The following is a 22,452-nucleotide window of genomic DNA, read 5'->3' as shown; positions in this document are numbered from 1 at the left end:
TCGAAATAGACCCTCACACAAGGCTGCGCCCAATCACCCCTGCTCAACAGCTTAAACCGCTGCCGTTAGCGTATTTTTTATGTCGTCCCTTTCCCTCTTCTCCGAACCCTCCGGCGAATCGCATCAGGCGGCGTTTGCCAGCTGGCTGGCCGCGCAGCAGGAGAACGGCGCCTTGCGGCAGCCCTCTTCCATCGCGGTCTACCGGGACATGTGGGGCAGCTTCACGGCCTGGTGCCTGGGCCAGTCGCCCGCGGTGACGCTGGCCTCGCTGGACAAGGGCGACCTGTCGGCGTTCCAGCAGGCGCGCTTCGGCATGAAAAGCGACGACCTGTCGCTGTCGCCGCGCTATGCGCTGCGCCTGCTTCGGCTGATCGACCGGGTGCTGCGCCACCACGCGAAGACCCACGACACCGCGGTCAACACCGCCGCCGCGGACTGGATCGCGACCCAGCCGGAGATTCGCTACGCGGATTCGGCGCGGGCCGATCCGCTGCCGGAATTCCTCTCGGTCTCCGAGGCGCGGCACCTCATCGTCTTTCTCTCGAGCGCCCGGCCACGCCCCGGCGCGGCGGGCGACCGGCATGCCCAGGCCGCGCTGAGCTGGCAGGCGCTGCGCAACCGCACGGCCGTTGCCCTGCAACTGGGCGCGGGGCTCACGCCAGGCGACGTCCGCCTGCTGCGGCTCGATGCGCCGACATCGCAGATGGCCGGCCGGCGCGATCGGCCCTGGAAAGTTGCGGTGCCGGGCAACGGCAATTCGCCGGCGCGCGAGGCGCCGGTCGCTCCCTGGGCCGGCGAACTGCTGCAGCACTGGCTCAAGGTACGCGCCGAGACGCTGATCGCGGGCGAGTTCCTGTTCCCGGCCACGCGCACCGGCAAGCCCTGGAGCAAGGAGGCGCAGTACGTTGCCGCCAAGCAGGTGCTCCAGGATGCGGGCATCGAAGCTGCCGGCGGCGGCTCCTTCCTGCTGCGCCACACCTTCGCGCTGCGCCAGCTGCGCAGGGGCGCCACGCTCGATCAGGTAGCACGCTGGCTCGGTGTGGAGCCCGAGGCAATGGGCAAGTACCAGCGCGTGCTCACCGGTCCGGCCGAGGTCGTCTGACGATCAGTTTTCGGGCCGGCTCCACAGCCAGATCGCGACGGCCGCCATGAGCACCGGCGTGCCGATCTTCACGGCGACGGGTGCGGCGGTGGCCAGCAGCACGGCCGAGCTCAGCGCCATCATGGCCGTTGCGGCCCATTTCGCGCGGCGGGGTACCGCTCCGCGTTGGCGCCACTGGCGGATGTACTCGCCATAGCGGGGATGCGCGAGCAGCCAGTGTTCGAGCGCGGGCCAGCCGCGTCCGGCCGCCCAGGCGGCCGCGAGCAGGAACGGCACCGTCGGCAGAACGGGAAGAAAGGCGCCGATCAGGCCGAGGACGACGAACACCAGCGCCAGCGCGCGCCAGAGCAGTCTCGCGACGGGGCCGGCGGGCCTCATGAAGAAAGGCGCCCTTCGGGGCGATCCGCCGGAAGTTGCGAAAGAGGCATCAGCGCATCCTAAGCCAAGGCCTGTCCGGGAGCCGTCGGCGGCCATGCGTGATGTGAACCCCGTTCTCCGACAAAATCGGGGGTATGAAGGAGAGCGACAACCTGTTCGGCAAGGAGCCCCGCGCGCTGGACGATTGGCGCGGCAGCGTGGCGGATGCCATGGCAAGGCGCGACGTGCAGGTCGACCAGGCCGTCGACGCGCTTCGCCGTGCAGCCGACGCCACCGCGGCCAGCGTCGCCGCCATGATGCATGTCGTGAGCCCGGGGGCTTCGCACAGGCCGGCACGCCCGGCTGCCGCCAGGACGGAGGACCCGGCCGGATTCACCACCCTTGCCGAGCAGCTGCACGACATCACGCTGCAGCTGCGCGAACTCGAGTCCTCGGTGCGCAGCCTGCTGGCACGCACGCGCAGGGATGCCGCCCTGGACGAGTGAAAAAAGAGGGCTACCCGATGTCCGCCCGCGGACCCTGCCCCGATTCGCCATCCCGATCCCAGTAGCCGCCGTTCATCAGGCTCTCGCGCATCATCGCGCGGGCGCGATGCAGCCGGCTCTTCACGGCCTGCACGCTCAGGCCCAGGCTTGCCGCGACTTCGGGGGCAGTCAGCTCCTCCACGTCGCGCAGGATCAGCGCGATGCGATAGGCCTCCGGCAGCGCGGCAATGGCCCGCGCGAGATCGAGGCGCAGGTCCGTGGGAATCTGCGGCGCGGCCAGCTCCTCTGCCAATGGCGCTGAAAGGGGCGCCTTGGCGGCGCTGTGCTTGAAGATCCGGTAGCACTCGCGCTCGACGATGCGGAACAGCCAGGTGGCAAAGGCCGCCACGGTGCCGAGCGTGCCGATCTTGCGGTGCAGCTGCCACAGCGCCACCTGCACCGCATCCTCGGCGTCCTCGCTGTTCGAACAGGTGCGGCGCGCGAATCGCCTGAGGTCGGGCTGGCAGGCGCGCAGCAATTGCGACAGCGCCCGCTCGTCCCCTGCACGGGCGGCCTCGATCAGCGCGGCGGACGCGCCGATCATCGGGCCGGACCCGCGGCCTTCCGGCCGAGCATCGCGCAGGCGGGACAGAATCCGACGATGGCCGTGGCCGCGAGCATGCCCGCGGCGCCGAACCCCAGCATGCGAAGCGCCCCGGCCGGCAAGAAGTAGAAGGCGCCAAGGGCGGCGAAGACGCCGAGGCACAGCCGAACTGCGCGCTCCCAGGACGGGACGTTGCGCTTGAGATGAAACATGGTGCGGGCTCCGGTGATTGTTGACCCTTGCATGGAGGCCGCTTCAGGGCCAAAAGGATTCGGCGCGGACAAAATTCCGCAGGACTTTTTCTACGGCCCGGCCGTGCCGTCCGCCTGGTCCTTGCCGCGGAAGGCGCCGCGCGTCTCCAGCATGCGCCGCGTCTTCTCCAGTTCGCTCTGCAGCAGCTCGGCGTCCGGCAGCACGGTGCGGTAGTTCGCGGCCATGATCTTGCTGGGCAGACCCTCGAGCGCATAGCGCGCCAACGCCTGGCCCTTGTCGGCGCAAAGGATCAGGCCGACCGGCGGGTTCTCGTCGGGCAGGGTCCAGTGCTCCCTGGCGTAGTTGCAATACATGTGCATCTGCCCCACGTCCGCATGCGTCAGCCCGCCCAGCTTCAGGTCGATGATGACAAGGCAGCGCAGCCGCCGGTGAAAGAACAGCAGGTCCACGCGGTACCAGGTCTGGTCGATGCGCAGCCTTCGCTGCCGCCCGACAAAGCTGAAATCGCCGCCGAGTTCGAGCAGGAAGTCTTCCAGCCGATGGATCAGGGCCGTCTCCAGGTCGGATTCGGAGTACTCGTCCCTGAGATCGAGGAACTCCAGCACGTAGGGGTCCTTGATTGCGTCGTCAGGCGTCACCGCATCCTCCGGCTTCGGGACCGCGCCCTTCGCGAGCATCGCGGCCTTGTTCCTGGAGAGCGCGGTGCGTTCGTAGAACTGGCTGCCGATCTGGCGGTCGAGCTGGCGCACGCTCCATCCGCCGCGCAGCGCCTCGGCTTCATAGAACCGGCGTGCGTTGCCGTCCTTGACCGACAGCAGCCGAACGTAGGCGGACCAGGGCAGCGTGAACATCCGCGCGAGGTCTTCCAACGGCCATGATCCGGGAGCGCCGGCAGGATCGACGCCGATGAGCAATGGCTCACCGGGCGGCGGCGGTGCAGGAGATTCGCCAGACACTGTCTGGCGAATCGGCCAGGTCAGGAAGAACGAGCGCATCTGCTGCAGGTTCTGGCGGCTGAACCCTCGGCCGAACGGGACTGCAACCCTTGCCTTGCCGGGCGGAGGAATGGCTTTGTTCATGGCTTGGTGTTGTGCGCTGCATATCCTAACTGCCGGCATTCACCGCCTTTCCCCCTCGATCCCCAGGGAAGCATCTTGACTTTGATGATACAAATGTAAATACTTCTCATTATCGTCAATTGAAGAAGTGCTTATGGTCGATCATTTGTATGGGCGCCGGCGCGGCGTGAAATCGAGGTTGGCAGTCGCCGCGCAGGCAACGCTCGCGGCCAGTGCGGCATGGTACGCAGGCGCCGCGCTGGCGCAGACGGCGGAGGCAACAAGGCCGGCGAACGAAGCTGCTCCGGCCGCAACGGCGACGCTGCCGCTGGTCACTGCCACCGAGCAGAGCGATTCGATCGATGCGCCGCCGCCTGCGATCCGCGGAGGCCAGGTGGGCCGCGGCGCGCGCATGGGCATCCTCGGCAACGCCTCCGTCATGGAAACGCCCTTCAGCGTGACCAGCTATACCGCCCAGACGATCGAGAACGACCAGGCGCGCTCAGTGGCCGACGTCCTGTCGGCGGACCCGTCCGTGCGCATGGGCAGCGCGCGATCCAATATCAACGAAGACATCACGATCCGCGGGTTCGGCGTCCCGAGCAGCGACTTTGCGCTGAACGGCGTGTTCGGCGTGACGCCCTACTGGCGCGCGCCGCTGGAGGCGGTGGAGCGGGTCGAGATCATCAAGGGCCCGTCCGCGTCCCTGTTCGGCATGACGCCCGGCGGCAGCGTGGGCGGCGTCGTCAACCTCGTACCCAAGCGCGCGGAAAGCGAGCCGATCACGCGCTTCACCGGCAGTGCCTCGTCCGACTCGGTGTTCGGCGGCCATGTCGACATCGGCCGGCGCTTCGGGCCGGACGGCGCGTTCGGTGTGCGCATCAACGCGATGCAGCGCGAAGGCGACACGGCCATCAAGGGACAGTCCACGCGCGAGAGCCTGGGCGCCGTTGCGCTGGACTACCGGGGCCGCGCATTGCGCGCTTCGCTCGACCTGCTGGCGCAGAAGGAGCGCATCGACAACGTCGTGCGCCAATTCCAGGCGGGTCCGACGCTCGCCGCCGTGCCGCGCGCGCCCGACAACACCCATCCCTATCCGGGCCTGGGCTGGTCCGACGGGCGCAACGGCTCGGCGGTGCTCAAGGCCGAGTACGACCTGAGCGACAACCTCACGGCCTATGCCAGCTACGGACAGCGCAAGCTGAACTGGGGCGCGGTCGCATCCAACCCGGTCATCATGGACACCGCCGGCAACTACTCGTTCTTCGGCGGCTGGCAACGCATGTCCGTCGAGAGCAAGTCGCTGGACGCGGGCCTGCGCGGCAGGTTCTCGACCGGCCCGGTGAAGCACGAAGTGGCGTTGAGCTTCTCGCGCCTCGAACAGGAACAGACGCTGGGCTTCTACACCGGCTACCCGGGCGGCAGTTCCAACCTGTATGCCGGATTGCTGTTTCCGACGCCGTCCACGGCCGGCATCAGCAACCCGCTGCGCCCCTACCTCGACACCAAGCTGACCAGCCTGGCACTGGCGGACACGCTGTCGTTCATGGACGACCGGCTGCGCGTGACGCTGGGCCTGCGCCGCCAGCAGGTGGCCGGGCAGGACTACGACTTTTCCACCGGCCAGGCGAGCGGCGCCTACTACGACGAGAGCGCCACCACGCCGGTGGCCGGCGTGGTCTACAAGCTCCAGCCGAACATCTCGCTCTATGCGAGCTACATCGAGGGCCTGTCGCGCGGGGAGGTCGCGCCGATCAGCGCGGCGATCAGCAATCCGGGCGCGGTCATGCCGCCGTACAAGTCCAAGCAGAAGGAGATCGGCGTCAAGTTCGACCTCGACGGCGGCATGGTGGCGGCCGTCAGCCTGTTCGAGCTGACCAAGCCCAGCGCCGGCCTCTCGGGTTCGACCTTCGGTGTCTTCGGCGAGCAGCGCAACCGCGGCGTCGAAGCCACCCTGGCCGGCGAGCTGGCGCGCGGTGTGCGCGTGCTGGGCGGCGTCACCTACATGGACGGCGTCATCACCAAGGCGGCCACGAGCGCATTGGAAGGCAAGAAGGCGATCGGCGTGCCGGACTGGCAGCTGAACCTCGGTGCGGAATGGGACATGCCGTTCCTTCCCGGGCTGACGCTCACGGGCCGCATGATCCACACCGGCAAGACCGCCGTCGATCCTGCCAACACCCTGCACATCCCCGGCTGGAACCGCTTCGATGCCGGCGCGCGCTACGCGACGCGGCTCGGCGGCAAGCCCGTCACCTTCCGCATGAACGTGGAGAACCTGTTCGACAAGGACTACTGGGGCACGTCGACGGCCGGCTACCTGTTCGTCGGCTCGCCGCGCACGCTGAGCCTCTCGGCCAGCATCGACTTCTGAGACCCGGCCGGCGCCTGCGCGCCTGCCCTACTTGCCGACGGCCGCGTGCCGCTTGTGCAGCGAGCTCGGAGCGTTCATGCCGGCGTCCTCGTCGACACCAATGCCCAGCCGGTCCACCAGCTCCCCGCCGAGCCAGGCCGTGACCATCGCGAGGGCCGCGCCCGCGAAGGCCCAGACCATCTGGCCCAGTTGCGGCGCATAGTCGCGGTCGCGCAGCAGAAAGCTCGAAGCGAACAGGAGCAGGACCAGCACGTTGCCGCCGCCGTGCATGGCGCCGATGCGCTTGGCCCGGGTGCCCGACGGAATGGCCAGCCAGTCGAGGGTTCCGAAAGGCGCGGCGAGCACACCGCCCACCAGCCCGGCCGCGATCAGCCAGTACGACACGGCGGCCATGACCGGGTTGCCGCCCGCCAGGTAGATGATGTCGAACACCACGGCCGTGGCAAGCAGCCCGAGCGGAAACACCACCAGCATCTGGTGCACCGGGTGGCCGAGGAAACGAACTCTTGCGTGCATGGGATCACCTCCATTGCCTGAACCCCGCCATCTGAGCGGCAGCCGCGGCCGGGCCCGCGCAAGCAAGTGCCGCCAGTGCGGGTCGGTACTTTCCTACTCCCCGGCTGCCGTCTCACAAGCGCAAGGGAAAAATTCAAACTCCTTTTATCGGCGATGGATGACGCCCTGCAGTTCCTGACGCAGCACGCTGCGCGACATGGACAAGTTCTTCGCATCCTTCGCCAATGCCACGGCGCACGCTGCCGGAAGTCCAATTGCATTCCTGGTCTGTGTCGCGCTGGTCATTGCCTGGGCGGTGTCGGGCCCCTTCTTCCAGTTTTCGGAGAACTGGCAGCTGACCGTCAACACCGGCACCACCATCGTCACCTTCCTGATGGTGTTCCTGATCCAGAACACGCAAAACCGCGACGGCGCGGCGCTTCAGACCAAGCTCGACGAGCTGATCCGGTCGTCGAATGCCGGCGACGAGTTCATGGGCATCGAGAAGCTCACGGACAAGGAACTGGCCGAGCTGCACGAGAAATGCGAAGCGGCCGCCAAGAAGAGCCATGCGGCGCTCGACCGCACGCGCAACGAGCGCGCGCGGCGCGGCCACAAGGGTCCGATCCCGGAAGCTGCGCAAACGGAAAGCAAGGCATGAAGAAATCCATCTGGAAACTGTACGGCTATGGCTGGGTCACGCTCGGCTTCTTCCTTCTGTCGCTGGTGGGCCACTGGGTCTTCGGCTGGTTCGCGTACGTGGACGAGCAGAAGAACATCGGCGTGCCGCCGGAGATGTCGGGCTACCTGATCCAGATGTCGAGGGACACGCTGGAGAACTGGCAGTCGGAGTTCCTGCAGCTGCTCTGGCAGATCGGCGGGCTGGCCTTCCTGCTCTATGTCGGCTCGCCGCAGTCCAAGGAAGGCGACGACCGCATGGAAGCCAAGATCGATGCGATCCTGGCGGCGGTGGACCCGAAGAACGCCGATGTCCTGATCGACGAGATCGACCGGGAATACGCCGGCAGGCACACCGATGCGCGCTGGACCAAGCTGGCCAAGAAAGGCGCGTCGTGACGGCGCCGCCGCCGCCACGTGTCAGGAGCCGATGACCTGCAGGTCGCCGCTCGCGCCGAGCAGCTGGCGCACCTGCTGCGCGAGCGAACCGAAGATCCGTCCCGCGAGGCCGGGCTCGCTGCGGCCGAAGACGATGCGGTCGCAGCCGAAGTCGCGGGCCGCCGAAACAATGCTCTCGGCACTGCGCCCGATCACTACGGTGCTGGTACAGGACACGCCGGACAGCGCGAGCAGGTTCCGCGCAAGCTGCAGTTCCTCGGCGCCCGCGCTGTGCTGCAGTTCGCGCAGTTCGTGCGGGTCGAAGAACATCGCGACGTGGCCGGAAACCACGGGTTGCACCCGCAGCAGCCGGATCGCCGCCGGCTCCTGCCGGCAGATGCGCACCACCTGCTCGACGGCCGAGCGCGTGCGGGCCGGCTCGGTGGGATCGATGGGAACCAGGATGCGTCTCACGCCGACACCTTCAGGCCGACTGGTTGGCGGGTTCCGGCTGTTGCTGGCGGCTGGTCAGCCACTTGCCGATCAACACGACGGAGATGGCGCCGATCGCGGGAACCACGTTGTGCAAGGCGTGATGGCTGGCGGCCCAGCCGGCAATGGACGGATCCGACATCGCCATTTCGCCGGCCACCCAGCCGAGCAGGCCGGCGCCGAGCGTGATGATGATCGGGAAGCGGTCCATCAGCTTGAGGATCAGCGTGCTGCCGAAGATGATCAGCGGAATGCTGATCACGAGGCCGAACACCAGCAGCGGCACATTGCCCTTGGCCGCGGCGGCGACGCCGACGACGTTGTCCAGGCTCATGACCAGGTCGGCGACCACGATGGTCTTGATGGCCGCGGCCAGGCTCGAATGGCCTTCCAGGTTTTCCTCGCCGTCGTCGCCCTTGAGCAGGCCGACGCCGATCCAGAACAGCAGCGCTGCGCCCACCAGCTTGAGGTACGGCAGCGTCAGCAGGTAGACCGCAAAGAAAGTCAGCACCACGCGCAGCACGATGGCACCCATGCTGCCGAACAGGATCGCCTTCTTCTGCTGCGTGGGCGGCAGCGAGCGCGAGGCCATCGCGATGACGACGGCGTTGTCGCCGCTCAGGACGATGTTGATCAGGATGATCTGCGACAGGGCAATCCAGAAATCCGGATGGGTCAAAAACGACATGGGGGTTGTCTCCTCGAGGTGGACGCGGAACCACGGCGGTTCCGGCGTGTTCGAGGCTACGGACCTGCGCTGTCACCTTTCTGCCGGCCGGCTGTCAGCCACATGTCCGCCAGCTGTCAGCCAGCTGACAGAGGCGACCCGAGCGGCACGGCTCAGGCCTTGCGCAGCGGGAAGAAGACGCTGAAGGTGTTGCCCACGCCGTCGATGTCTTCCTCCAGCGTGATGCGCGCGCCGTGCAGCGTGGCGATCTCGCTGACGATCGCCAGGCCCAGGCCGCTGCCGTCCTCCTGCGTACCGAGCAGGCGGTGGAAGCGCTCGAAGATGCGCGCGCGCTCCTCCACCGGCACGCTCGGGCCGTCGTCGCTGATGGCCAGGCGGCACTGGTCGCTGTCGCTCCCGCCCACCTGCACGGTCACACGGCCGCCCGGCTGGCTGTAGCGCACCGCGTTGTCGATCAGGTTGTTGATGAGCTCGCGCAGCCGGTCGCGATCGGCGTTGATCACCAGCGGATGCTCGGCGCCTTCGAAGCCCAGGTCGATGTCGCGCTTGAGGGCCTGCGGCACCCAGTCCATGCTGACCTCCAGCGCGTAGGCGTTCAGGTCGAGCGGCTGCAGCTGCATGGCGTCGAGCGCGCCGGGCTCGTTGCGCGCGAGCGAAAGCAGCTGGCGCACCAGCCGCGAGAGCCGGTCGGCGCTGATGTAGAGCTGCGCGAGCGAATGGCGCACGCGCTCGGCATCGTTCTCCCGCAGTGCCAGTTCGATCTGCGCCTTCAGGCCGCTCACGGGTGTCTTCAGCTGGTGCGCGGCATCGGCCACGAAGCGGTTCTGGAAGTCGAAGGTGCGCCCGAGCCGCGCCATCAGCTCGTTGACCTCGTCCACCAGCGGCCGCACCTCGCCCGGCACGTCGTGGATGTCGATCGGGCTCAGGTCCAGGTGCGAGCGGTCGGACACCGCGCGGCGCAGCCGCTGCAGCGGCTCGAGCCCGCGCGAGATGCCGAACCAGACCACCGCCGTGGCCATCACGATCAGCAGCAGCTGCGGCACCACCACGTTGGCCAGCATCTCCCAGGCCAGGCGCGTGCGCTTGTGCAGGGTTTCGGCGACCTGCACCTGCACCTTCGGCGCCTCGGGGTTGCCGCCGATGGGCATCCAGGCCACCAGCATCCGCACCGGCTCGCCGCGCACCGTGTCGCGGTAGAAGCGCGGCCTGGCGGGGTCGCCTGCGCGCTGCTGCGGCGGCGGCATTTCCGCATCGCCGCCCAGCGCCTTGCCGTCCTCGCTGGCCACGCGGTAGAAGAGCAGGTCGTCCTGGTCGAGCAGCAGGATGTTGCCCGCGGCCTCGGACAGGTCGAGCCGCGGCTGCAGGCCGTCGAGCTTCACGTGCAGCACGATCTCGCGCCCGATCTCGTACAGCGCGCGGTCGTAGGCGAGGTTGGAAAAGCGCAGCGAGTTCCAGTAGGCGGCGCCGGTGTCCAGCACCAGCAGCACAGCGAGCGGACCGAGCAGCCAGGCCAGCAGCTTGCGCTGCAGCCTGGGCTCAGGTTTGCGCATCGCTGCTGTCCATCAGGTAGCCCATGCCGCGCACGGTGCGGATCTCGCACCCGAGCGGTTCGAGCTTCTTGCGCAGCCGGTAGACGTTGACCTCGATCGCGTTGTCGCCGACCTCGTCGCCCCATCCGTAGAGATGGTTGACCATCTGCTCCTTGCCCACCACGCGGCCCTCTCGCATCATCAGCAGCTCCAGCACGGCGAGTTCGCGCGGCGACAGGTCGAGCGGCTTCTTGTCGTAGAACACGCGCCGGCCCACCGTGTCGAAGCGCAGCAGGCCGTGCTCGAGATACGGCGTGGAGTTGGTACTGCGGCGCAGCAGCGCACGCACGCGTGCTTCCAGCTCCGGCAGGTCGAAGGGCTTGGCCAGGTAGTCGTCGGCGCCCAGGTCGAGTCCGCGCACGCGGTCCTGCAGGGTGTCGAAGGCGGTCAGCATCAGCACCGGCATGGTGGACTTGCGCGCGCGCAGCCGCCGCAGCACGTCCAGCCCGCTGAGCTTGGGCAGGCCGATGTCGAGGATCGCCAGGTCGTAGATGCCGAGGGCGAGCGCATGGTCGGCCTCTTCGCCGGTGGAGACGATATCCACCGCGTGGGCGGACTGCACCAGCGCACGCGAGAGCGCGTCGGCCAGCACCTTGTCGTCTTCCACCAGCAGTATCCGCATTGATTCTCGCCCCGGCCGTATGCAGCCGAATATGCTAACCGCAATGCCCGGGCGAGGCGGATGGCGCCACTCAGGAGCAGCTGTAGCTCGCGGCCAGGTTGGGGTCGCCCGAGGTGTGGTTCGCCTTCAGCGGATAGAGACACAGCGGCCGCGACTTCACGGCCGGAAAGCTGGCGCTGGCCACCGTGGCCACTTCCACGCGCGCCGGCGGCTCGATGCCTTTTTCGACCCAGGTGGTCAGCAGTTCGTAGAGCTGCGCATTGCTCGGCAGTGGAGGATTCGCGTTGGCATTCGACGTGCCGTTGCTGAAGCCGTGTCCCATGCCGGGAACGAGATAGAGCCGGTAGAAGCCCTGCGTGGCCGCGACGCCTCCCATCTGCGCGGCGACACGGCTGTAGTAGTTGATCGTGCCTTGCGGCGGGATCAACGTGTCGGCGAGCCCGTGGTAGGAGATCAGCTTGCCCTTGCGGTCGCGGAAGGCGCTCAGGTCCGCGCTGTCGGTGTTGATGTTGGCGAACGCGCCTTGCAGCGCCACGCCGCGGTCCCATGCGTTGGCGAGTTGCGCGTAGGTGAGCGACTTCCAGCCGTCGGCGCCATTGCCCGTGGCATTGAGGAAGCTGGGCGTCGCGATCGTCGGGTCCTGCAACTCGAGCGCCACCATGTCGCTGGAGATCGGGAACGGCGCGGCGCCGGCCAGGCCCATGAGGCTGGAACCGCGCGCCAGTCCGTACCATTTCTGCGCAGCTGCGGTGGCAGCCGCGAAGCCGTTGTCGGCCGCGGGGCTGGGCACCGAGCCGTCCGCCGTCTGGCCGTACCAGAACTTGTTGAACGCGAGCGCCTGGGCCGGCGTCACGCAGCCCGCGGTGGCGTTGGTGCCGCCATCGGCGGTGCAGATCACGGACGCATCGGCGGTCGGGTCATAGCGGCACGATGCCGGATCCGGCACGTAGCCCAGGTGAACGCCACCGACCATGTCGCAGGCATGGATCGCGGCATTCGAGACCGTCGCGTGCTGGGCCGCCGTGATCGCGACGCCGCCCAGGTCGCGCTGGACCACGATCTGCGGATAGAGCTCGGTGGTGATGAACCTGGTCCAGTTGTTGGCGGGCGCACCGGCCAGAATGCCGTCGAAGTCGGCGGGATTGGCCTGCGCCTCCTTCAGGCCTTGCCGTCCTCCGGTGGAGAAGCCGTTCCAGTAGGCGTACTTCGCGTCCTCGCCGTAGTAGGCCTTGGCCAGCGCCTTGGTCTTGACGGCCATCTCGTGGATGCCGCGCTCCGAGAAGTCCTTCCACAGGACCGTGTTGACGGTGCCGTCGGGGTTCATCGCGAAAGCGCCGTTGCTGATGGCATGGCCGGTGTCGGTGGTGGCGGAAACGGCGCCCTCCACGCCCGCGGTTTCGCTGGCCGAACCCGCGCTGCCGGAGACCGGCGTGATGCCGGTGAGGGTTCCATGGGTGCCGCCGGCCCAGCCGCCGCCGCCCTTCACATGGATGCGCTTGTTCCAGTTGGCCGCCGTGGGCAGCCAGATCTCGATGCCGATGCCCGGCGAGGTGGAGGGCGCGCCGGCCACGCCCGGGTTGCCGGGGCCGACATTGAGCTTGACGAAGCACAGGTCGTTCTGCGCCACCGGCGTGCTCGGCGACGCGGCACCCGTCAGCAGCAGCGCGTCTCCCTTGTTGAAGGCCTTGACCATCAGGACCGTGGTCGACGCATCCGGCGCGAAGCGGGTCTTCATGCTGTCGTCGCACGCCAGCTTCTGCGCCGGCGGTGCGCCCGTGTCCGGCGGAATGCCCACGATGGGAAAGCCGCGGGAGCCGCCGCTGCCCCCGCAGGCAGTGACGAATGCTGCAATGCAACAGCAAGCGGCGGCTTTGGAAGCGCCTGATCTTTTGACGGCCATCGTGGTCTCCAGACTGGAAATAAACTGCAGATGAAGATTCATCCGTCCGAGCCCCGGCGCACCAGGGCTGCACGATGTTGCATCTTCAAAGCGATTTCCACGCTGGGGGAAACCACACGAAGTGAAAAGCGGAGATTCACGCTCGGCCGGGGCCGCCAAATGTCGGGCGATGGGGCGCACTTCAGTGCATGTGGATGCAGACAGTGGCCCTGCGGGGCCGGCTCAGGACGGCCCGGCGCCTTCCAGCAGTTGATCGGCGAGGCCTTCGATGTCGCCGCGCAGGGCCAATCGTTCGAGCCAGTCTGCCGGAATGGAAGACGCGCCGTAGTGCGCACCGGCCAGCTGCCCGCAGATCGCGGCCGTGGTGTCGGCATCGTCTCCCAGGTTGGCCGCGGCCAGCACGGCTTCCTCGAACGACGCGGTGCCGAAGAAGCACCAAAGGGCCGCCTCGAGCGAATCGACGCAGTATCCCGATCCCTTGATGGCCTCGCGCGGCTTGCCGACGTAGCCACCCGACGCGATGGCTGCGACCTTGTCGGACAGGGGTTCGGGGACCGTGGTCGCAAGAATGTGCTCCTTGCTTGCGCCCATCAACGCTGCCCGCAGTTGCAGCGCAAAGAGCCGCGAGCAATCGATGGCTTCGCGCGCGCCGTGCGTCGTTCGCGTGCTTTCGCCGGCAAACCGGAAGGTGTGTTCCGCGCTGGCGCGGAAGTACATCGGGACCGGTGCGAGCCGCATCAGCGCGCCGTTGCCGGCCGTCCTGGGGTCGGGGTCGCCAGCGAACGGATCGCGGGTCACGAGGTAGCGGTCCAGCGCCGTGGCCACCGTGATGCCGATGTCGAAGCACTCGCCGTTGCTGCTCAGGTAGCCGACGCTGCGCCAATTGCAGTAGCGGTTCATCTGGTCGACGGCATCGAAGCCGCGCCGCCAGACCAGGCTCGTCGCCAGGCACAGCGCCATCGAGGTGTCGTCGGTCCATTCGCCCGGCTGCAGCCTGAACGGGCCGCCGCCAGCCATGCCCGTGACGGGCTCGAAGCTTCCGCGCGGCATGAACTCGACGGTCGTGCCCACCGCGTCGCCGCAGGCCAGTCCCAGGAGGCACCCGCGGTATCGCTCCCGGTCGTTCATGCGGCGCCGCCTTGTGCGGCCTCGGCCGTCAATCCGAAGAAGAAGTCGAGGATGTGGAAGTGGTCGTCATGGAACTGGTCCTCCATGCCGGCCAACTGGTCGATGGGCACCCAGCGGGCTTCCGAGGCGTCGTCGCCGGCGGTCAGCTCGGGCGGGCGGCGCGGGCCCAGGTCGAACCAGTGCGCATGGGTGATGACGCGGCCGCGCTGGCTGCGGTCGGGGTGGTCGAACACCTGCACCGCCTTGAACGCGGCTTCGATGTCGCTGTCCAGCAGCCGCAGGCCGGTTTCCTCTTCCAGCTCGCGCAAGGCCGACTGCCACACGGTCTCGCGCGGCTCGAGGAAGCCGCCCGGCACCGCGAACAGGCCCTTGCCGGGCGAGCGGCCGCGCCGGATCAGCAGCACCTGGCGCCCGCACTGGACAACGGCATCGACCGTGACGAAGACCGGCGGGTACGGCGAGCCCGACCACAGCGCCTTCTCGCGGCGCAGGCTCTCCCATTCCTGCGCCAGCACCGCATAGGGCGGCAGGCTGGCCCAGGCGCGCAGGAACTGCAGCGTGCTCTCGGGCGCCTGGCCGACGAGGGCTGCCAGGGCCGGCTCGAGCGAACCGTCGCGGGCCGCCCCGAAATACGCGTCGCGCAGCGCGCTTGCATGGATGTCGCCGCGGCGCCCGGCGTCGTCGAGCGCCCAGCCGGGAAAGTCGCGCAGGTAGCTGCTGGTCGCATCCTTCAGGTGCCCGACCAGCACGACCGACGGCTGGCCGGGATACAGCCGGGCCAGGCCCTGCTTCACCGCCGCGACCCATCGCGCGGAGTCGTAGTGGTCGCGCACGGGCAGGAACTTCAGCCGCTGGCGGTCCGCTTCCGGCAGCGCGACGCGGATCATCTCGGCGCGCTCCTGCCAGGTGAAGGGATTGCGCGGCGTGCGCGCCTGGAAGGCCGAGCCGAGCACCACCACGCACTCGGGCGCGGCCGCCAGCGCGCGGCGCAGCAGCGCCAGCTGGGCGTTGTGGAAGATCTGGAAGCGTCCGATGTAGACGGCGACATCGGGCGCCTTGTTCGTGCTTGTCATTTTTTATCCTCAGTTCCAGCGGGCCGCAATCGGCATCTGGCGGCCGGAGCCGAATGCCCGCGGCCTGACCCGAACGATGGGCGGCGACTGCCGCCGCTTGTACTCGTTGCGCGCAACCATGCCGCGGATGCGCTCGACCAGCGCCTCGCCTTCGGGCGTGGCACGCAGCCGGTCGACGAAGGCGCGCGCCTGTTCGTACTCATCTTTCGCGAGCCGCTGGCCTTCGATCAGCAGCTTGAGGACTTCGTCGAGCACTTCGTACGGCGGCAGGCTGTCGGCGTCCTTCTGTCCCGGTGCCAGCTCGGCGGAGGGTTCCTTGTCGAGGATGGCCTGCGGGATGAGTTCGCGTCCGGCCTGTGCGTTCAAGTGTCGCGACAACGCGAAGACCTCGGTCTTGTAGAGGTCGCCGATCAGGCCCAGGCCGCCGTTGGTGTCGCCATAGAGCGTGCAGTAGCCGACCGAGATCTCGGACTTGTTGCCCGTGGTCAGCAGCAGGTGGCCGAAGCTGTTGGAGTAGCCCATGAGGATCGTGCCGCGCACGCGCGCCTGCAGGTTCTCGAGTGCCACGCCTTGCAGCCCGCGCTCGAACGCCGTCTCGAAGCCTTGCTCGAACTGCGAGACGATGCCCGCAATGGCATGCACCTCGAGCGGCACGCCGAGGTTGCGGCACAGGGTTTCGGAATCGCCCACCGAGCCCGCCGAGGAGAAGGACGACGGCATGGTGATGGCCACGACGTTCTGCGCGCCCAGCGCCTCGACCGCCAGCGCGAGCGTCAGCGCCGAATCGATGCCGCCGGACGAACCGACCACGGCCTGCCGGAAGCCGCAGCGCCGCGCGTAGTCGCGCAGGCCCAGCACGATCTGCTGGCGGTAGAACTCGAGCGTCGGCAGGCCTTGTGGAGGCACGGGCGGCAGTGCTTCGCCGGCCGGCGTGAGGAAGCGGCCGTCCTCGAAGCGCAAGGTGCCCAGGTCCTCCGCGAAGCGGCGCGCCTCGTACACCACGCCGGCCTGCGGCTCGACCGCGAACGAGGCGCCGTCATACACCAGCTGGTCGTGCCCGCCCACCTGGTTGACGTACAAGATGGGCAGGCCGTTGCGGCGGCTGGCCGCGCCGAAGATGCGGTGCCGCTGCTCGCGCTTGCCGATGTTCGACGGACTCGCATTGATCGACACCACGAGGTCGGGCGCGGCGTCGCGCATGCGGTCGAAGGGATTGACGAGGTAGTCCTGGCCCTCATCGTTCCAGCCGTCCTCGCAGATCAGGAGCCCCACGCGCGTGCCGCGGATGCGCAGCACGCGCGCTACATCGGGGCCCGGCTCGAAGTGCCGGCGCTCGTCGAAGACGTTGTAGGTCGGCAGCAGCTGCTTGGCGTATTCGAGCCGCACCTCGCCCGCGCAAATGACGCGCAGCACGTTGCGAAGCTTCTTGCCTGCGCCCTCGCGCCGCGCCGGCAGTCCGACCGCCCAGTGCAGCGCCGGAATCTCGCGCGAGGCCGAGAGCAGCTGCGCGAACGCATCCTCCACGCGCTCCATGAAGCCCTCTTCCTCCAGCAGGTCGGCCGGGTAGTAGGCGGTGAGCGACAGCTCGGAAAAGACCACCAGGTCGGCCTGCTCGGCCGCGGCCCGGCGCGCGGCCTCGATCATCCGCGCGGCGTTGCCGGCCAGGTCGCCGATGGTGGGGTTGAGCTGGGCGACAGTGATGCGGAGCATGGCCTCACCCCTCGATCTGGAAGACCTGGCGCAGGTAGGCCAGGAAGGTCTGGTCTTCGCACAGCGTCTTGCCCGGGCTGTCCGACAGCTTGGCCACCGGCTGGCCGTTGCAGCCCGTGAGCTTCATCACGATGTTCAGCGGCGTGAGACCGACATCGTTGCTCAGGTGGGTGCCGATGCCGAAGCCGGTCTGCGTGCGGTTGGCGAAGGTGCGGTACAGCCCGATCGCCGTTGGCAGGTCGAGCCCGTCGGAGAACACCAGCCGCTTGGTGTGCGCATCGATGCGCAGCCTGGCGTAGTGCGCCAGCGCCTTTTCGCCCCAGGCGACCGGATCGCCCGAGTCGTGGCGAAGGCCGTCGAACAGCTTGGCGAAGTACAGGTCGAAGTCGGCCAGGAAGGCATCCATGCCGACCACGTCGGTCAGCGCCACGCCCAGGTCGCCGCGGTATTCCTGCACCCAGCCTTCCAGCGCGGCGTTCTGGAAGTCGCGCAGCCGCACGCCGAGCGCCTGGTAGGTCTGCAGGTACTCGTGCGCCATGGTGCCGATGGGCACCAGCTCCAGCTCCTTGGCCAGCAGCACGTTGGAGGTGCCCTTGAAATACATCGGCACTTCGTGCTTGAGCGTGCCGACCATTTCGCGCTGCCAGTCGCGAGAGAAGCGGCGGCGCACGCCGAAGTCGAAGAATTCGAATGGATGCCGCGCCGACGGCTCCCTGGCGAAGCCGCGCAGCAGTTCGATCTTGGCCTGCAGGCGCCGGCGGCCCTCGGCCGGCGCGGCCTCGGCATCGAAGCGGCGGAAGTACAGCTCGTTGACGATCGCGAGCACGAAGATCTCGAACGCCATGGTGTGCACCTGCGGGCCGACCGCCCGGATGCGCAGCGCATCGCCATCGGCCGCGGCAGTGATGAACTCGCGCTGGAAGCTGAAGATGCGCAGGAAGTCGACGAAGTCACTCTTGATATAGCGCAGGCTGCGCAGGTAGGCGAGTTCGCCGGGCGCGAAACGCAGCGTGCACAGGTGATCGAGCTGCGCGTTGACGTCCGCCAGCAGCTCGGCCAGCGGATAGGCCGGCTGGTTGCGGCACACGAAGCTGTACTCGGCCTGCGTCTGCGGGTGGCTGTGCAGCATCGCCTGCCACATCGTGAACTTGTACAGGTCGGTGTCGAGCAGGCTCTGGATGATCGGTTGCATGGTGTGCTCCTTGGACCGGTTGGCGTCAGGCGTTGGCCGCCAGCAGTGCGAGCACTTCGGCGCTGGTGCGAAGCTGCGCGCCGCGTGCGGCCATGTCGTCGAGGAAGGCCTGGTGCTGCGCCTCGAAGCCGGTCACCGGGCTCATGCAGTCGGTGACCAGCACCAGCTTTTCGGGCCTGCCCGACGGCAGGTGGGCGGCGATGTGCTCGGTGGTGGCCTTCACGCAATGGCTGCTGGCTTCGCCGGCAATCACGACCAGGTCGGTGCGGTCGAGCGACTCGACCAGCGGCATGTTGAGCGCAGTGCCGGGATCGTCCGCATCCGGCACCTCGGCCTGGATGGCGCTGTAGTGCTCGGTCCAGGGATTGCTGCCCTTGGCGACCTTTTCCACCAGGCCGGCCTGTGCGTCTTCCCAGGCGTTGTAGGCGGCCTTGACCGCGGCATGCACGTTATGGCCCCAGCTGCCGATCTCGCAGTGCACCGGCCACACCATCAGCGTATAGCGGCCCCTGCGCTCGAGCTCGTCGAGGTAGGCCAGCGCGCGCGGCAGGGCCGCGGCGTCGCGGGGCCGGTAGTCGCCGGCGCGAACCTGCGCCGCCGTGATCGGGGTGAAGGGCGCCACGGCGCCGCCGCCGCGCGCCTGCCAGAACGTGGGGTGCGCGATGTCGAACCTGTGGTGCGAGTCCAGCGTGACCGTGATGCCGGCAATGCCGCCCGCCCCTTCGCGGATCAGGCCGGCCAGCCTCAGCATGTCGGCGTGGGCACCGGCCACCGGCAGGGCCGGCTGCAGCGGCGCGCGCGTGGCGGCGTCGGTGCCGAGCCAGTCGGCCGGCAGGTCGCAGAAGTCGTTCTGCGGATCGATCACGAGGAGATGGATGTTCTGCTTCATGGCGGCGTCCTCTTGTTAGTTGTACTGTACAACTCTTATTGGTGGCACTGTACAACCATGAAAGAAAAAGTCAAGTGTCCGGCGCCTCGGCATCCCGCGGGCTGAAGGTCCGGGGAAACAAGGCGGCCTGCGAGCGGTCGCGCAGCCGGTAGCCCATCGCCGGCCGGCCCGAGGCGCCCTCCACCGTGCCGGCCTCCTCCATGAAGCCGCCGTCGAGCATCCGCTTGCGGAAGGCGCTCTTGTCGACGGCGCGGCCGAGCACGACCTCGTAGGTGTGCTGCAGCTGCGGCAGCGTGAAGGGCTCGTTCAGCAGGAAGGCCGGCAGCGAGGTGTATTCGACCTTGCTGCGCAGCCGCGCGATCGCGCTGGCCAGGATCTCCGCATGGTCGAACGCCAGGCGCTTGCGGCCCGCGGCCATGGCGTCCATCCATTCGGCCTGCGGAGCATCCACGCCCTTTTCGGGCAACAGGTCCTGGGCCGGCATCAGCGCGAAGAAGGCATGCGTGGCCGACCAGCCGCGCGGGTCGCGGTGCGCGCCGCCCCAGCTGCCCAGCTGCTCGAGATAGGGTGCGGCAACGCCGGTCTTCTCGCGCAGCTTGCGCAGCGCGCAGCCGTGCAGGCTGGCGTCCTTGTCGACATCGATGAAGCCTCCGGGAAGCGCCCAGCGCCCCGGAAAGGGATCGTCGGGACCGTTCGGGCGGCGTACCAGCATGACCTTCAGCGCATCTTCCAGCACGGTGAAGATGACCACGTCGACGGTGACCAGCGGCCTGGGAAAGTTCAGGCCGGCCTGCTTTTTGGGGGATGGCTTCAAGGTGCGAGCTCCTCTCGATTGGGGTTGTACAGAACAACTCCGAAGGGAGGAATATAGCGATCGCGGCCGCGAAGTTCCCAGTGCTTGCCGGCCAGGCGCTACAAGCCAGGTCGCCAGGTCCCGTGAAAGCCGAACGGCACGCGGTGCGGCAAACGGGCCACCGCAACAGGTCCCGCAGGCAGGTCCGTGGCATCGAGCACCAGCAGGTCGCTACGCCTTTCCTGCTCACGCCAGACCACGGCGAGCAGCCAGCCGTCGCCCTCCGTCGAGCTTTCATCGCGCGGCACGAACACCGGTTCGGACACGACGTCGCCGGTCGGTAGCGTGTACAAGCTGCGCTTGCCGGTGTCGAAGTCGAATCGGGCCAGGCTGTCGTAGAGCACGCTCTGCGAATCGTCCCGCGCGCGCGGCGTTGCATGGCAGGTGTAGAAGCCACAGCGGTTGCGCCGCCCCGTGTAGCGCTCGTCGATGCGTGGAAACTCCGCCACCAGGTCGTCGAGGTATTCACGCTGGAAGCCGCGGCTTCTGCCGGCCATGTCGAAGGTCCACCGGCACAGGCGCGCGGCCATGGCATCGGGGTCGCCGGGGCGGCCTTCGGCGTCGGGCAGTCCGGGAGCGGTGTCCGACTGCATCACGTAGGCCACGATGGTGTCGCCGTCGTCCCAGGCATTCATCACGTGGAACACATGGCAGGCGTCGGTGTCGAACCAGCGCAGCGTATCGACTGCGCTGCCACGGTGCATCACGCCGACGTGGGTGCGCCTGGCGGCATCCCATGCCAGCAGCGGCTTTCCCTGCATGGCGCGCTCGACGCTGAGCGTCAGCGGCGTCACGGGAAAGAGCACGTGCCGGCGCGTCACCATGAAGTCGTGCACCATGCTGGCATAGGGCGCCGTGAAGGACTGGAGTTGCGCGACCTCGCAGTGCCTGTCCATCACGCCGTAGAGCATGGTCGGCGAACAGGGGCCGTCGGGCGAGTACGCGAAGATGTGCAGTTCGCCGCTCTCGGGATCGACCTTCGGGTGTGCGGTGCAGCGCGAGGCCAGGCGGTCGCCGAAGCTCTGGTGCCCCTTGGACGCCAGCGTGAAGGCGTCGAGTTCGAAAGGCTGGTGCGACTCTTCGAGCGCGAACAGGCGACCGCCATGCCACAGCATGCTGGTGTTGGCGGTGCCGCCGTTGCGGCCCTGCGCCAGCGGGTCGCTGGTGGCGGGGTTGCCGAAGGTGCCGAAGAGCGCGCGCCCGGCCTCATGTTCGAGCTGCCACTTCGGCGTGCGCGCCCAGCGGTTGCGGTACGACACCCTGCCCTTGCCGATGTGGAAGGCATGCACCATGCCGTCGCCGGAGAACCAGTGGTAGCTGTCGTCGCGCGGTGCGTATTGCGGGCTGGGGCCGACCCGGTACAGGCTGCCCGACAGCCCGGGCGGCAGCGTACCTTCGATGTCGAGCGCCGCGATGTCGTGCTCTTCGGTCAGCGGTGCGTAGTTGCCGGTAAAGAAATGAGGGTTCGCCTGCGCTTGTGCGTTCACGTGGTGCCTTTCGGGGTGCATTCAGGAGACCTGTGTGCCGTCCAGGCAGGCCATCGCTTGTCCCACGTAGGCTGCCAGGGTCTCATCGATGCCCGAGCCGGACCGCAGGGCCGCGTCGTGGCGGAACGCCCGCTGCAGCTTCGCGTGCAGCGACGCCTTGCCGCCGGCCTTGGCCAGCGACAGCGCCTGCCAACGCTGCGCCAGCGCGCGCATGGCCGCGCCATCGGCGGGGACGCCCGCCGACATCTGTTGCCGGACCTCTGCGATGAGCGGCGGCCACGCGTCGGTCTGCGCAACGTAGTGCTGGCGCAGCGTGGCCATCTCGCCGGCGCTGCAGTAAGGCGCGTAGAGCGCGAGGCGCGCGAACGCCATCGCGTGCGAGATGTACCGGATGCCGGCGCGGTCCACCCCTGTCATCGCATGGAGCGACGGCTCGTTCCAGTGCATGGCGTAGATTTTCATCAGCAGTCCTTCGTCGCCCCCGGCTTCTTCGAGCAGCAGCGCAATCCAACGCTGCGCCAGGGCCTGCGCCTGCGGGCTCTCGGGCGATGCGCCGGCTGCGACCAGGCGGTGCAGCCAGTTCGTCAGCTCGGCGCGCTCGGGCACCGCCGCATCCGCGAGGCCATTGCGTTGCGTGTTGAGCACGCGCTGTTCGTCGTCGCTGAAGTACTTCGCACCGGCGACCATGCTCTCGAGTGCCAGGAGCCAGTCGTCGATGCCGGGCTCCTTGCTGGCCTGCAGCTGGTCCTGCAGTGCAAGCAGATGGGCGCGCAGTGCCGATGCCTGCAGGATTTCACGGTCGAGTTGCGCCACCTGCCCGGCCACGACCTCCGAAAGCCCGCCGGCCGCGTTGTCGAGCAGGCCTTGAATGTCCGCGAGCGACAAGTCGAGTCGCCGCAGCGCCTGGATGCGGTAAAGGCGTGCCACATCCTTCCGGCCATACAGGCGGTATCCGCTACTCGATCTTTCGGATGGCACCAGCAGTGCGATGTCGTCATAGTGGCGCAATGCGCGCACCGTCAGCCCGGCGCGCCGGGCAAGTTCGCCGATCTTCAAGAACATGCCTTCCCTCTCAAGTTGAAGGC

23 protein-coding genes are annotated in these 22,452 nt (G+C 68.1%); 5 read left to right on the top strand and 18 right to left on the bottom strand.

What is annotated here, in order from left to right:
* Positions 1-79: 79 nt before the first annotated feature.
* A complete protein-coding gene (locus RZE77_RS29150) occupies positions 80-1,102 on the top strand; it encodes a tyrosine-type recombinase/integrase (RefSeq protein ID WP_319443183.1) in 1,023 nt (340 codons plus the stop codon).
* 3 nt (positions 1,103-1,105) lie between these two features.
* Here RZE77_RS29150 and RZE77_RS29145 read toward each other — a convergent pair whose 3' ends face one another.
* Positions 1,106-1,480, bottom strand: a complete 375-nt coding sequence (locus RZE77_RS29145; RefSeq protein ID WP_319443182.1) for a YbaN family protein — start codon at positions 1,478-1,480, stop codon at positions 1,106-1,108.
* A 134-nt stretch (positions 1,481-1,614) separates the two neighbouring features.
* On the opposite strand from RZE77_RS29145, the gene RZE77_RS29140 reads away from it, so the two are divergent.
* Positions 1,615-1,965 carry a hypothetical protein gene (locus RZE77_RS29140; RefSeq protein ID WP_319443181.1) on the top strand — a complete coding sequence of 117 codons (351 nt, stop codon included), beginning with the start codon at positions 1,615-1,617 and terminating at the stop codon, positions 1,963-1,965.
* A 10-nt stretch (positions 1,966-1,975) separates the two neighbouring features.
* On the opposite strand, the gene RZE77_RS29135 is transcribed toward RZE77_RS29140, so the two are convergent.
* The 3 genes from RZE77_RS29135 to RZE77_RS29125 all read right to left on the bottom strand — a co-directional run bounded on the left by RZE77_RS29135 (position 1,976) and on the right by RZE77_RS29125 (position 3,840).
* Positions 1,976-2,548 (bottom strand): RNA polymerase sigma factor, encoded by a 573-nt coding sequence (locus tag RZE77_RS29135; RefSeq protein ID WP_319443180.1) that lies wholly within the window; start codon positions 2,546-2,548, stop codon positions 1,976-1,978.
* Complete coding sequence (locus tag RZE77_RS29130) at positions 2,545-2,760, bottom strand: YgaP family membrane protein (RefSeq protein ID WP_319443179.1); 216 nt, start codon at positions 2,758-2,760, stop codon at positions 2,545-2,547. Before RZE77_RS29130 ends, RZE77_RS29135 begins: the two co-directional genes overlap by 4 nt.
* A 90-nt stretch (positions 2,761-2,850) precedes the next feature.
* Complete coding sequence (locus RZE77_RS29125) at positions 2,851-3,840, bottom strand: PDDEXK nuclease domain-containing protein (protein ID WP_319443178.1); 990 nt, start codon at positions 3,838-3,840, stop codon at positions 2,851-2,853.
* Positions 3,841-3,973: 133 nt separating this feature from the next.
* On the opposite strand from RZE77_RS29125, the gene RZE77_RS29120 reads away from it, so the two are divergent.
* Complete coding sequence (locus RZE77_RS29120) at positions 3,974-6,193, top strand: TonB-dependent receptor (RefSeq protein WP_319443177.1); 2,220 nt, start codon at positions 3,974-3,976, stop codon at positions 6,191-6,193.
* A 27-nt stretch (positions 6,194-6,220) separates the two neighbouring features.
* Here RZE77_RS29120 and RZE77_RS29115 read toward each other — a convergent pair whose 3' ends face one another.
* Positions 6,221-6,709 (bottom strand): DUF2231 domain-containing protein, encoded by a 489-nt coding sequence (locus RZE77_RS29115; RefSeq protein WP_319443176.1) that lies wholly within the window; start codon positions 6,707-6,709, stop codon positions 6,221-6,223.
* Between the two features lie 196 nt (positions 6,710-6,905).
* Between RZE77_RS29115 and RZE77_RS29110 the strand changes: the two genes are divergently transcribed.
* Positions 6,906-7,349, top strand: coding sequence for a low affinity iron permease family protein (locus RZE77_RS29110; RefSeq protein ID WP_319443175.1), 444 nt, complete (start codon positions 6,906-6,908; stop codon positions 7,347-7,349).
* Entirely contained in the window at positions 7,346-7,765 is a 420-nt protein-coding gene (locus RZE77_RS29105) for a DUF6766 family protein (protein ID WP_319443174.1), read from the top strand. The genes RZE77_RS29110 and RZE77_RS29105 overlap by 4 nt, the downstream gene beginning before the upstream one ends.
* Before the next feature lie 21 nt (positions 7,766-7,786).
* Here RZE77_RS29105 and RZE77_RS29100 read toward each other — a convergent pair whose 3' ends face one another.
* The 13 genes from RZE77_RS29100 to RZE77_RS29040 form a co-directional block, all read right to left on the bottom strand.
* Positions 7,787-8,218 carry a universal stress protein gene (locus tag RZE77_RS29100; protein ID WP_319443173.1) on the bottom strand — a complete coding sequence of 144 codons (432 nt, stop codon included), beginning with the start codon at positions 8,216-8,218 and terminating at the stop codon, positions 7,787-7,789.
* Between the two features lie 10 nt (positions 8,219-8,228).
* Complete coding sequence (locus tag RZE77_RS29095; RefSeq protein WP_319443172.1) at positions 8,229-8,924, bottom strand: TerC family protein; 696 nt, start codon at positions 8,922-8,924, stop codon at positions 8,229-8,231.
* A 152-nt stretch (positions 8,925-9,076) separates the two neighbouring features.
* Positions 9,077-10,474, bottom strand: a complete 1,398-nt coding sequence (locus RZE77_RS29090; RefSeq protein ID WP_319443171.1) for a sensor histidine kinase — start codon at positions 10,472-10,474, stop codon at positions 9,077-9,079.
* On the bottom strand, positions 10,461-11,135 hold the full coding sequence (locus tag RZE77_RS29085; RefSeq protein ID WP_319443170.1) for a response regulator transcription factor: 675 nt from the start codon (positions 11,133-11,135) through the stop codon (positions 10,461-10,463). The genes RZE77_RS29090 and RZE77_RS29085 overlap by 14 nt, the downstream gene beginning before the upstream one ends.
* A gap of 70 nt (positions 11,136-11,205) precedes the next feature.
* On the bottom strand, positions 11,206-13,035 hold the full coding sequence (locus RZE77_RS29080; protein ID WP_405547910.1) for a tannase/feruloyl esterase family alpha/beta hydrolase: 1,830 nt from the start codon (positions 13,033-13,035) through the stop codon (positions 11,206-11,208).
* A gap of 222 nt (positions 13,036-13,257) precedes the next feature.
* Positions 13,258-14,163: an ADP-ribosylglycohydrolase family protein gene (locus RZE77_RS29075; protein WP_319443168.1), complete on the bottom strand. Its 906-nt coding sequence runs from the start codon at positions 14,161-14,163 to the stop codon at positions 13,258-13,260.
* Positions 14,160-15,236, bottom strand: coding sequence for an NUDIX domain-containing protein (locus RZE77_RS29070; protein ID WP_319443167.1), 1,077 nt, complete (start codon positions 15,234-15,236; stop codon positions 14,160-14,162). Before RZE77_RS29070 ends, RZE77_RS29075 begins: the two co-directional genes overlap by 4 nt.
* Positions 15,237-15,245: 9 nt before the next feature.
* Positions 15,246-16,946 carry an NAD+ synthase gene (locus RZE77_RS29065; protein WP_319443166.1) on the bottom strand — a complete coding sequence of 567 codons (1,701 nt, stop codon included), beginning with the start codon at positions 16,944-16,946 and terminating at the stop codon, positions 15,246-15,248.
* Between the two features lie 4 nt (positions 16,947-16,950).
* Positions 16,951-18,138: a nicotinate phosphoribosyltransferase gene (gene pncB, locus RZE77_RS29060; protein WP_319443165.1), complete on the bottom strand. Its 1,188-nt coding sequence runs from the start codon at positions 18,136-18,138 to the stop codon at positions 16,951-16,953.
* Positions 18,139-18,163: 25 nt separating this feature from the next.
* A complete protein-coding gene (locus RZE77_RS29055; RefSeq protein ID WP_319443164.1) occupies positions 18,164-19,027 on the bottom strand; it encodes a cysteine hydrolase family protein in 864 nt (287 codons plus the stop codon).
* Positions 19,028-19,097: 70 nt separating this feature from the next.
* On the bottom strand, positions 19,098-19,841 hold the full coding sequence (locus RZE77_RS29050) for an NUDIX hydrolase (protein ID WP_319443163.1): 744 nt from the start codon (positions 19,839-19,841) through the stop codon (positions 19,098-19,100).
* 98 nt (positions 19,842-19,939) lie between these two features.
* Positions 19,940-21,367, bottom strand: coding sequence for a carotenoid oxygenase family protein (locus RZE77_RS29045; RefSeq protein WP_319443162.1), 1,428 nt, complete (start codon positions 21,365-21,367; stop codon positions 19,940-19,942).
* Between the two features lie 21 nt (positions 21,368-21,388).
* Positions 21,389-22,423, bottom strand: a complete 1,035-nt coding sequence (locus tag RZE77_RS29040) for a MerR family transcriptional regulator (protein ID WP_319443161.1) — start codon at positions 22,421-22,423, stop codon at positions 21,389-21,391.
* Between the last annotated feature and the right edge of the window lie 29 nt (positions 22,424-22,452).

Origin of the sequence: Variovorax sp. SPNA7 (assembly GCF_033807855.1) — a bacterium.
Classification (GTDB): Bacteria; Pseudomonadota; Gammaproteobacteria; order Burkholderiales; family Burkholderiaceae_C; genus Variovorax; species Variovorax beijingensis.
The sequence above is the reverse complement of the archived record's forward strand: the minus strand, read 5'-3'. Positions and strand labels throughout refer to the sequence as shown.

Coding starts and splice junctions, on each gene's coding strand:
- RZE77_RS29065 (WP_319443166.1), bottom strand. CDS start 16,946: ATGCTCCGCATCACTGTCGCCCAGCTCAACCCCACCATCGGCGACCTG.
- RZE77_RS29135 (WP_319443180.1), bottom strand. CDS start 2,548: ATGATCGGCGCGTCCGCCGCGCTGATCGAGGCCGCCCGTGCAGGGGAC.
- RZE77_RS29120 (WP_319443177.1), top strand. CDS start 3,974: ATGGTCGATCATTTGTATGGGCGCCGGCGCGGCGTGAAATCGAGGTTG.
- RZE77_RS29070 (WP_319443167.1), bottom strand. CDS start 15,236: ATGACAAGCACGAACAAGGCGCCCGATGTCGCCGTCTACATCGGACGC.
- RZE77_RS29150 (WP_319443183.1), top strand. CDS start 80: ATGTCGTCCCTTTCCCTCTTCTCCGAACCCTCCGGCGAATCGCATCAG.
- RZE77_RS29115 (WP_319443176.1), bottom strand. CDS start 6,709: ATGCACGCAAGAGTTCGTTTCCTCGGCCACCCGGTGCACCAGATGCTG.
- RZE77_RS29095 (WP_319443172.1), bottom strand. CDS start 8,924: ATGTCGTTTTTGACCCATCCGGATTTCTGGATTGCCCTGTCGCAGATC.
- RZE77_RS29145 (WP_319443182.1), bottom strand. CDS start 1,480: ATGAGGCCCGCCGGCCCCGTCGCGAGACTGCTCTGGCGCGCGCTGGCG.
- RZE77_RS29080 (WP_405547910.1), bottom strand. CDS start 13,035: ATGGCCGTCAAAAGATCAGGCGCTTCCAAAGCCGCCGCTTGCTGTTGC.
- pncB (WP_319443165.1), bottom strand. CDS start 18,138: ATGCAACCGATCATCCAGAGCCTGCTCGACACCGACCTGTACAAGTTC.
- RZE77_RS29055 (WP_319443164.1), bottom strand. CDS start 19,027: ATGAAGCAGAACATCCATCTCCTCGTGATCGATCCGCAGAACGACTTC.
- RZE77_RS29075 (WP_319443168.1), bottom strand. CDS start 14,163: ATGAACGACCGGGAGCGATACCGCGGGTGCCTCCTGGGACTGGCCTGC.
- RZE77_RS29085 (WP_319443170.1), bottom strand. CDS start 11,135: ATGCGGATACTGCTGGTGGAAGACGACAAGGTGCTGGCCGACGCGCTC.
- RZE77_RS29110 (WP_319443175.1), top strand. CDS start 6,906: ATGGACAAGTTCTTCGCATCCTTCGCCAATGCCACGGCGCACGCTGCC.
- RZE77_RS29105 (WP_319443174.1), top strand. CDS start 7,346: ATGAAGAAATCCATCTGGAAACTGTACGGCTATGGCTGGGTCACGCTC.
- RZE77_RS29125 (WP_319443178.1), bottom strand. CDS start 3,840: ATGAACAAAGCCATTCCTCCGCCCGGCAAGGCAAGGGTTGCAGTCCCG.
- RZE77_RS29130 (WP_319443179.1), bottom strand. CDS start 2,760: ATGTTTCATCTCAAGCGCAACGTCCCGTCCTGGGAGCGCGCAGTTCGG.
- RZE77_RS29090 (WP_319443171.1), bottom strand. CDS start 10,474: ATGCGCAAACCTGAGCCCAGGCTGCAGCGCAAGCTGCTGGCCTGGCTG.
- RZE77_RS29140 (WP_319443181.1), top strand. CDS start 1,615: ATGAAGGAGAGCGACAACCTGTTCGGCAAGGAGCCCCGCGCGCTGGAC.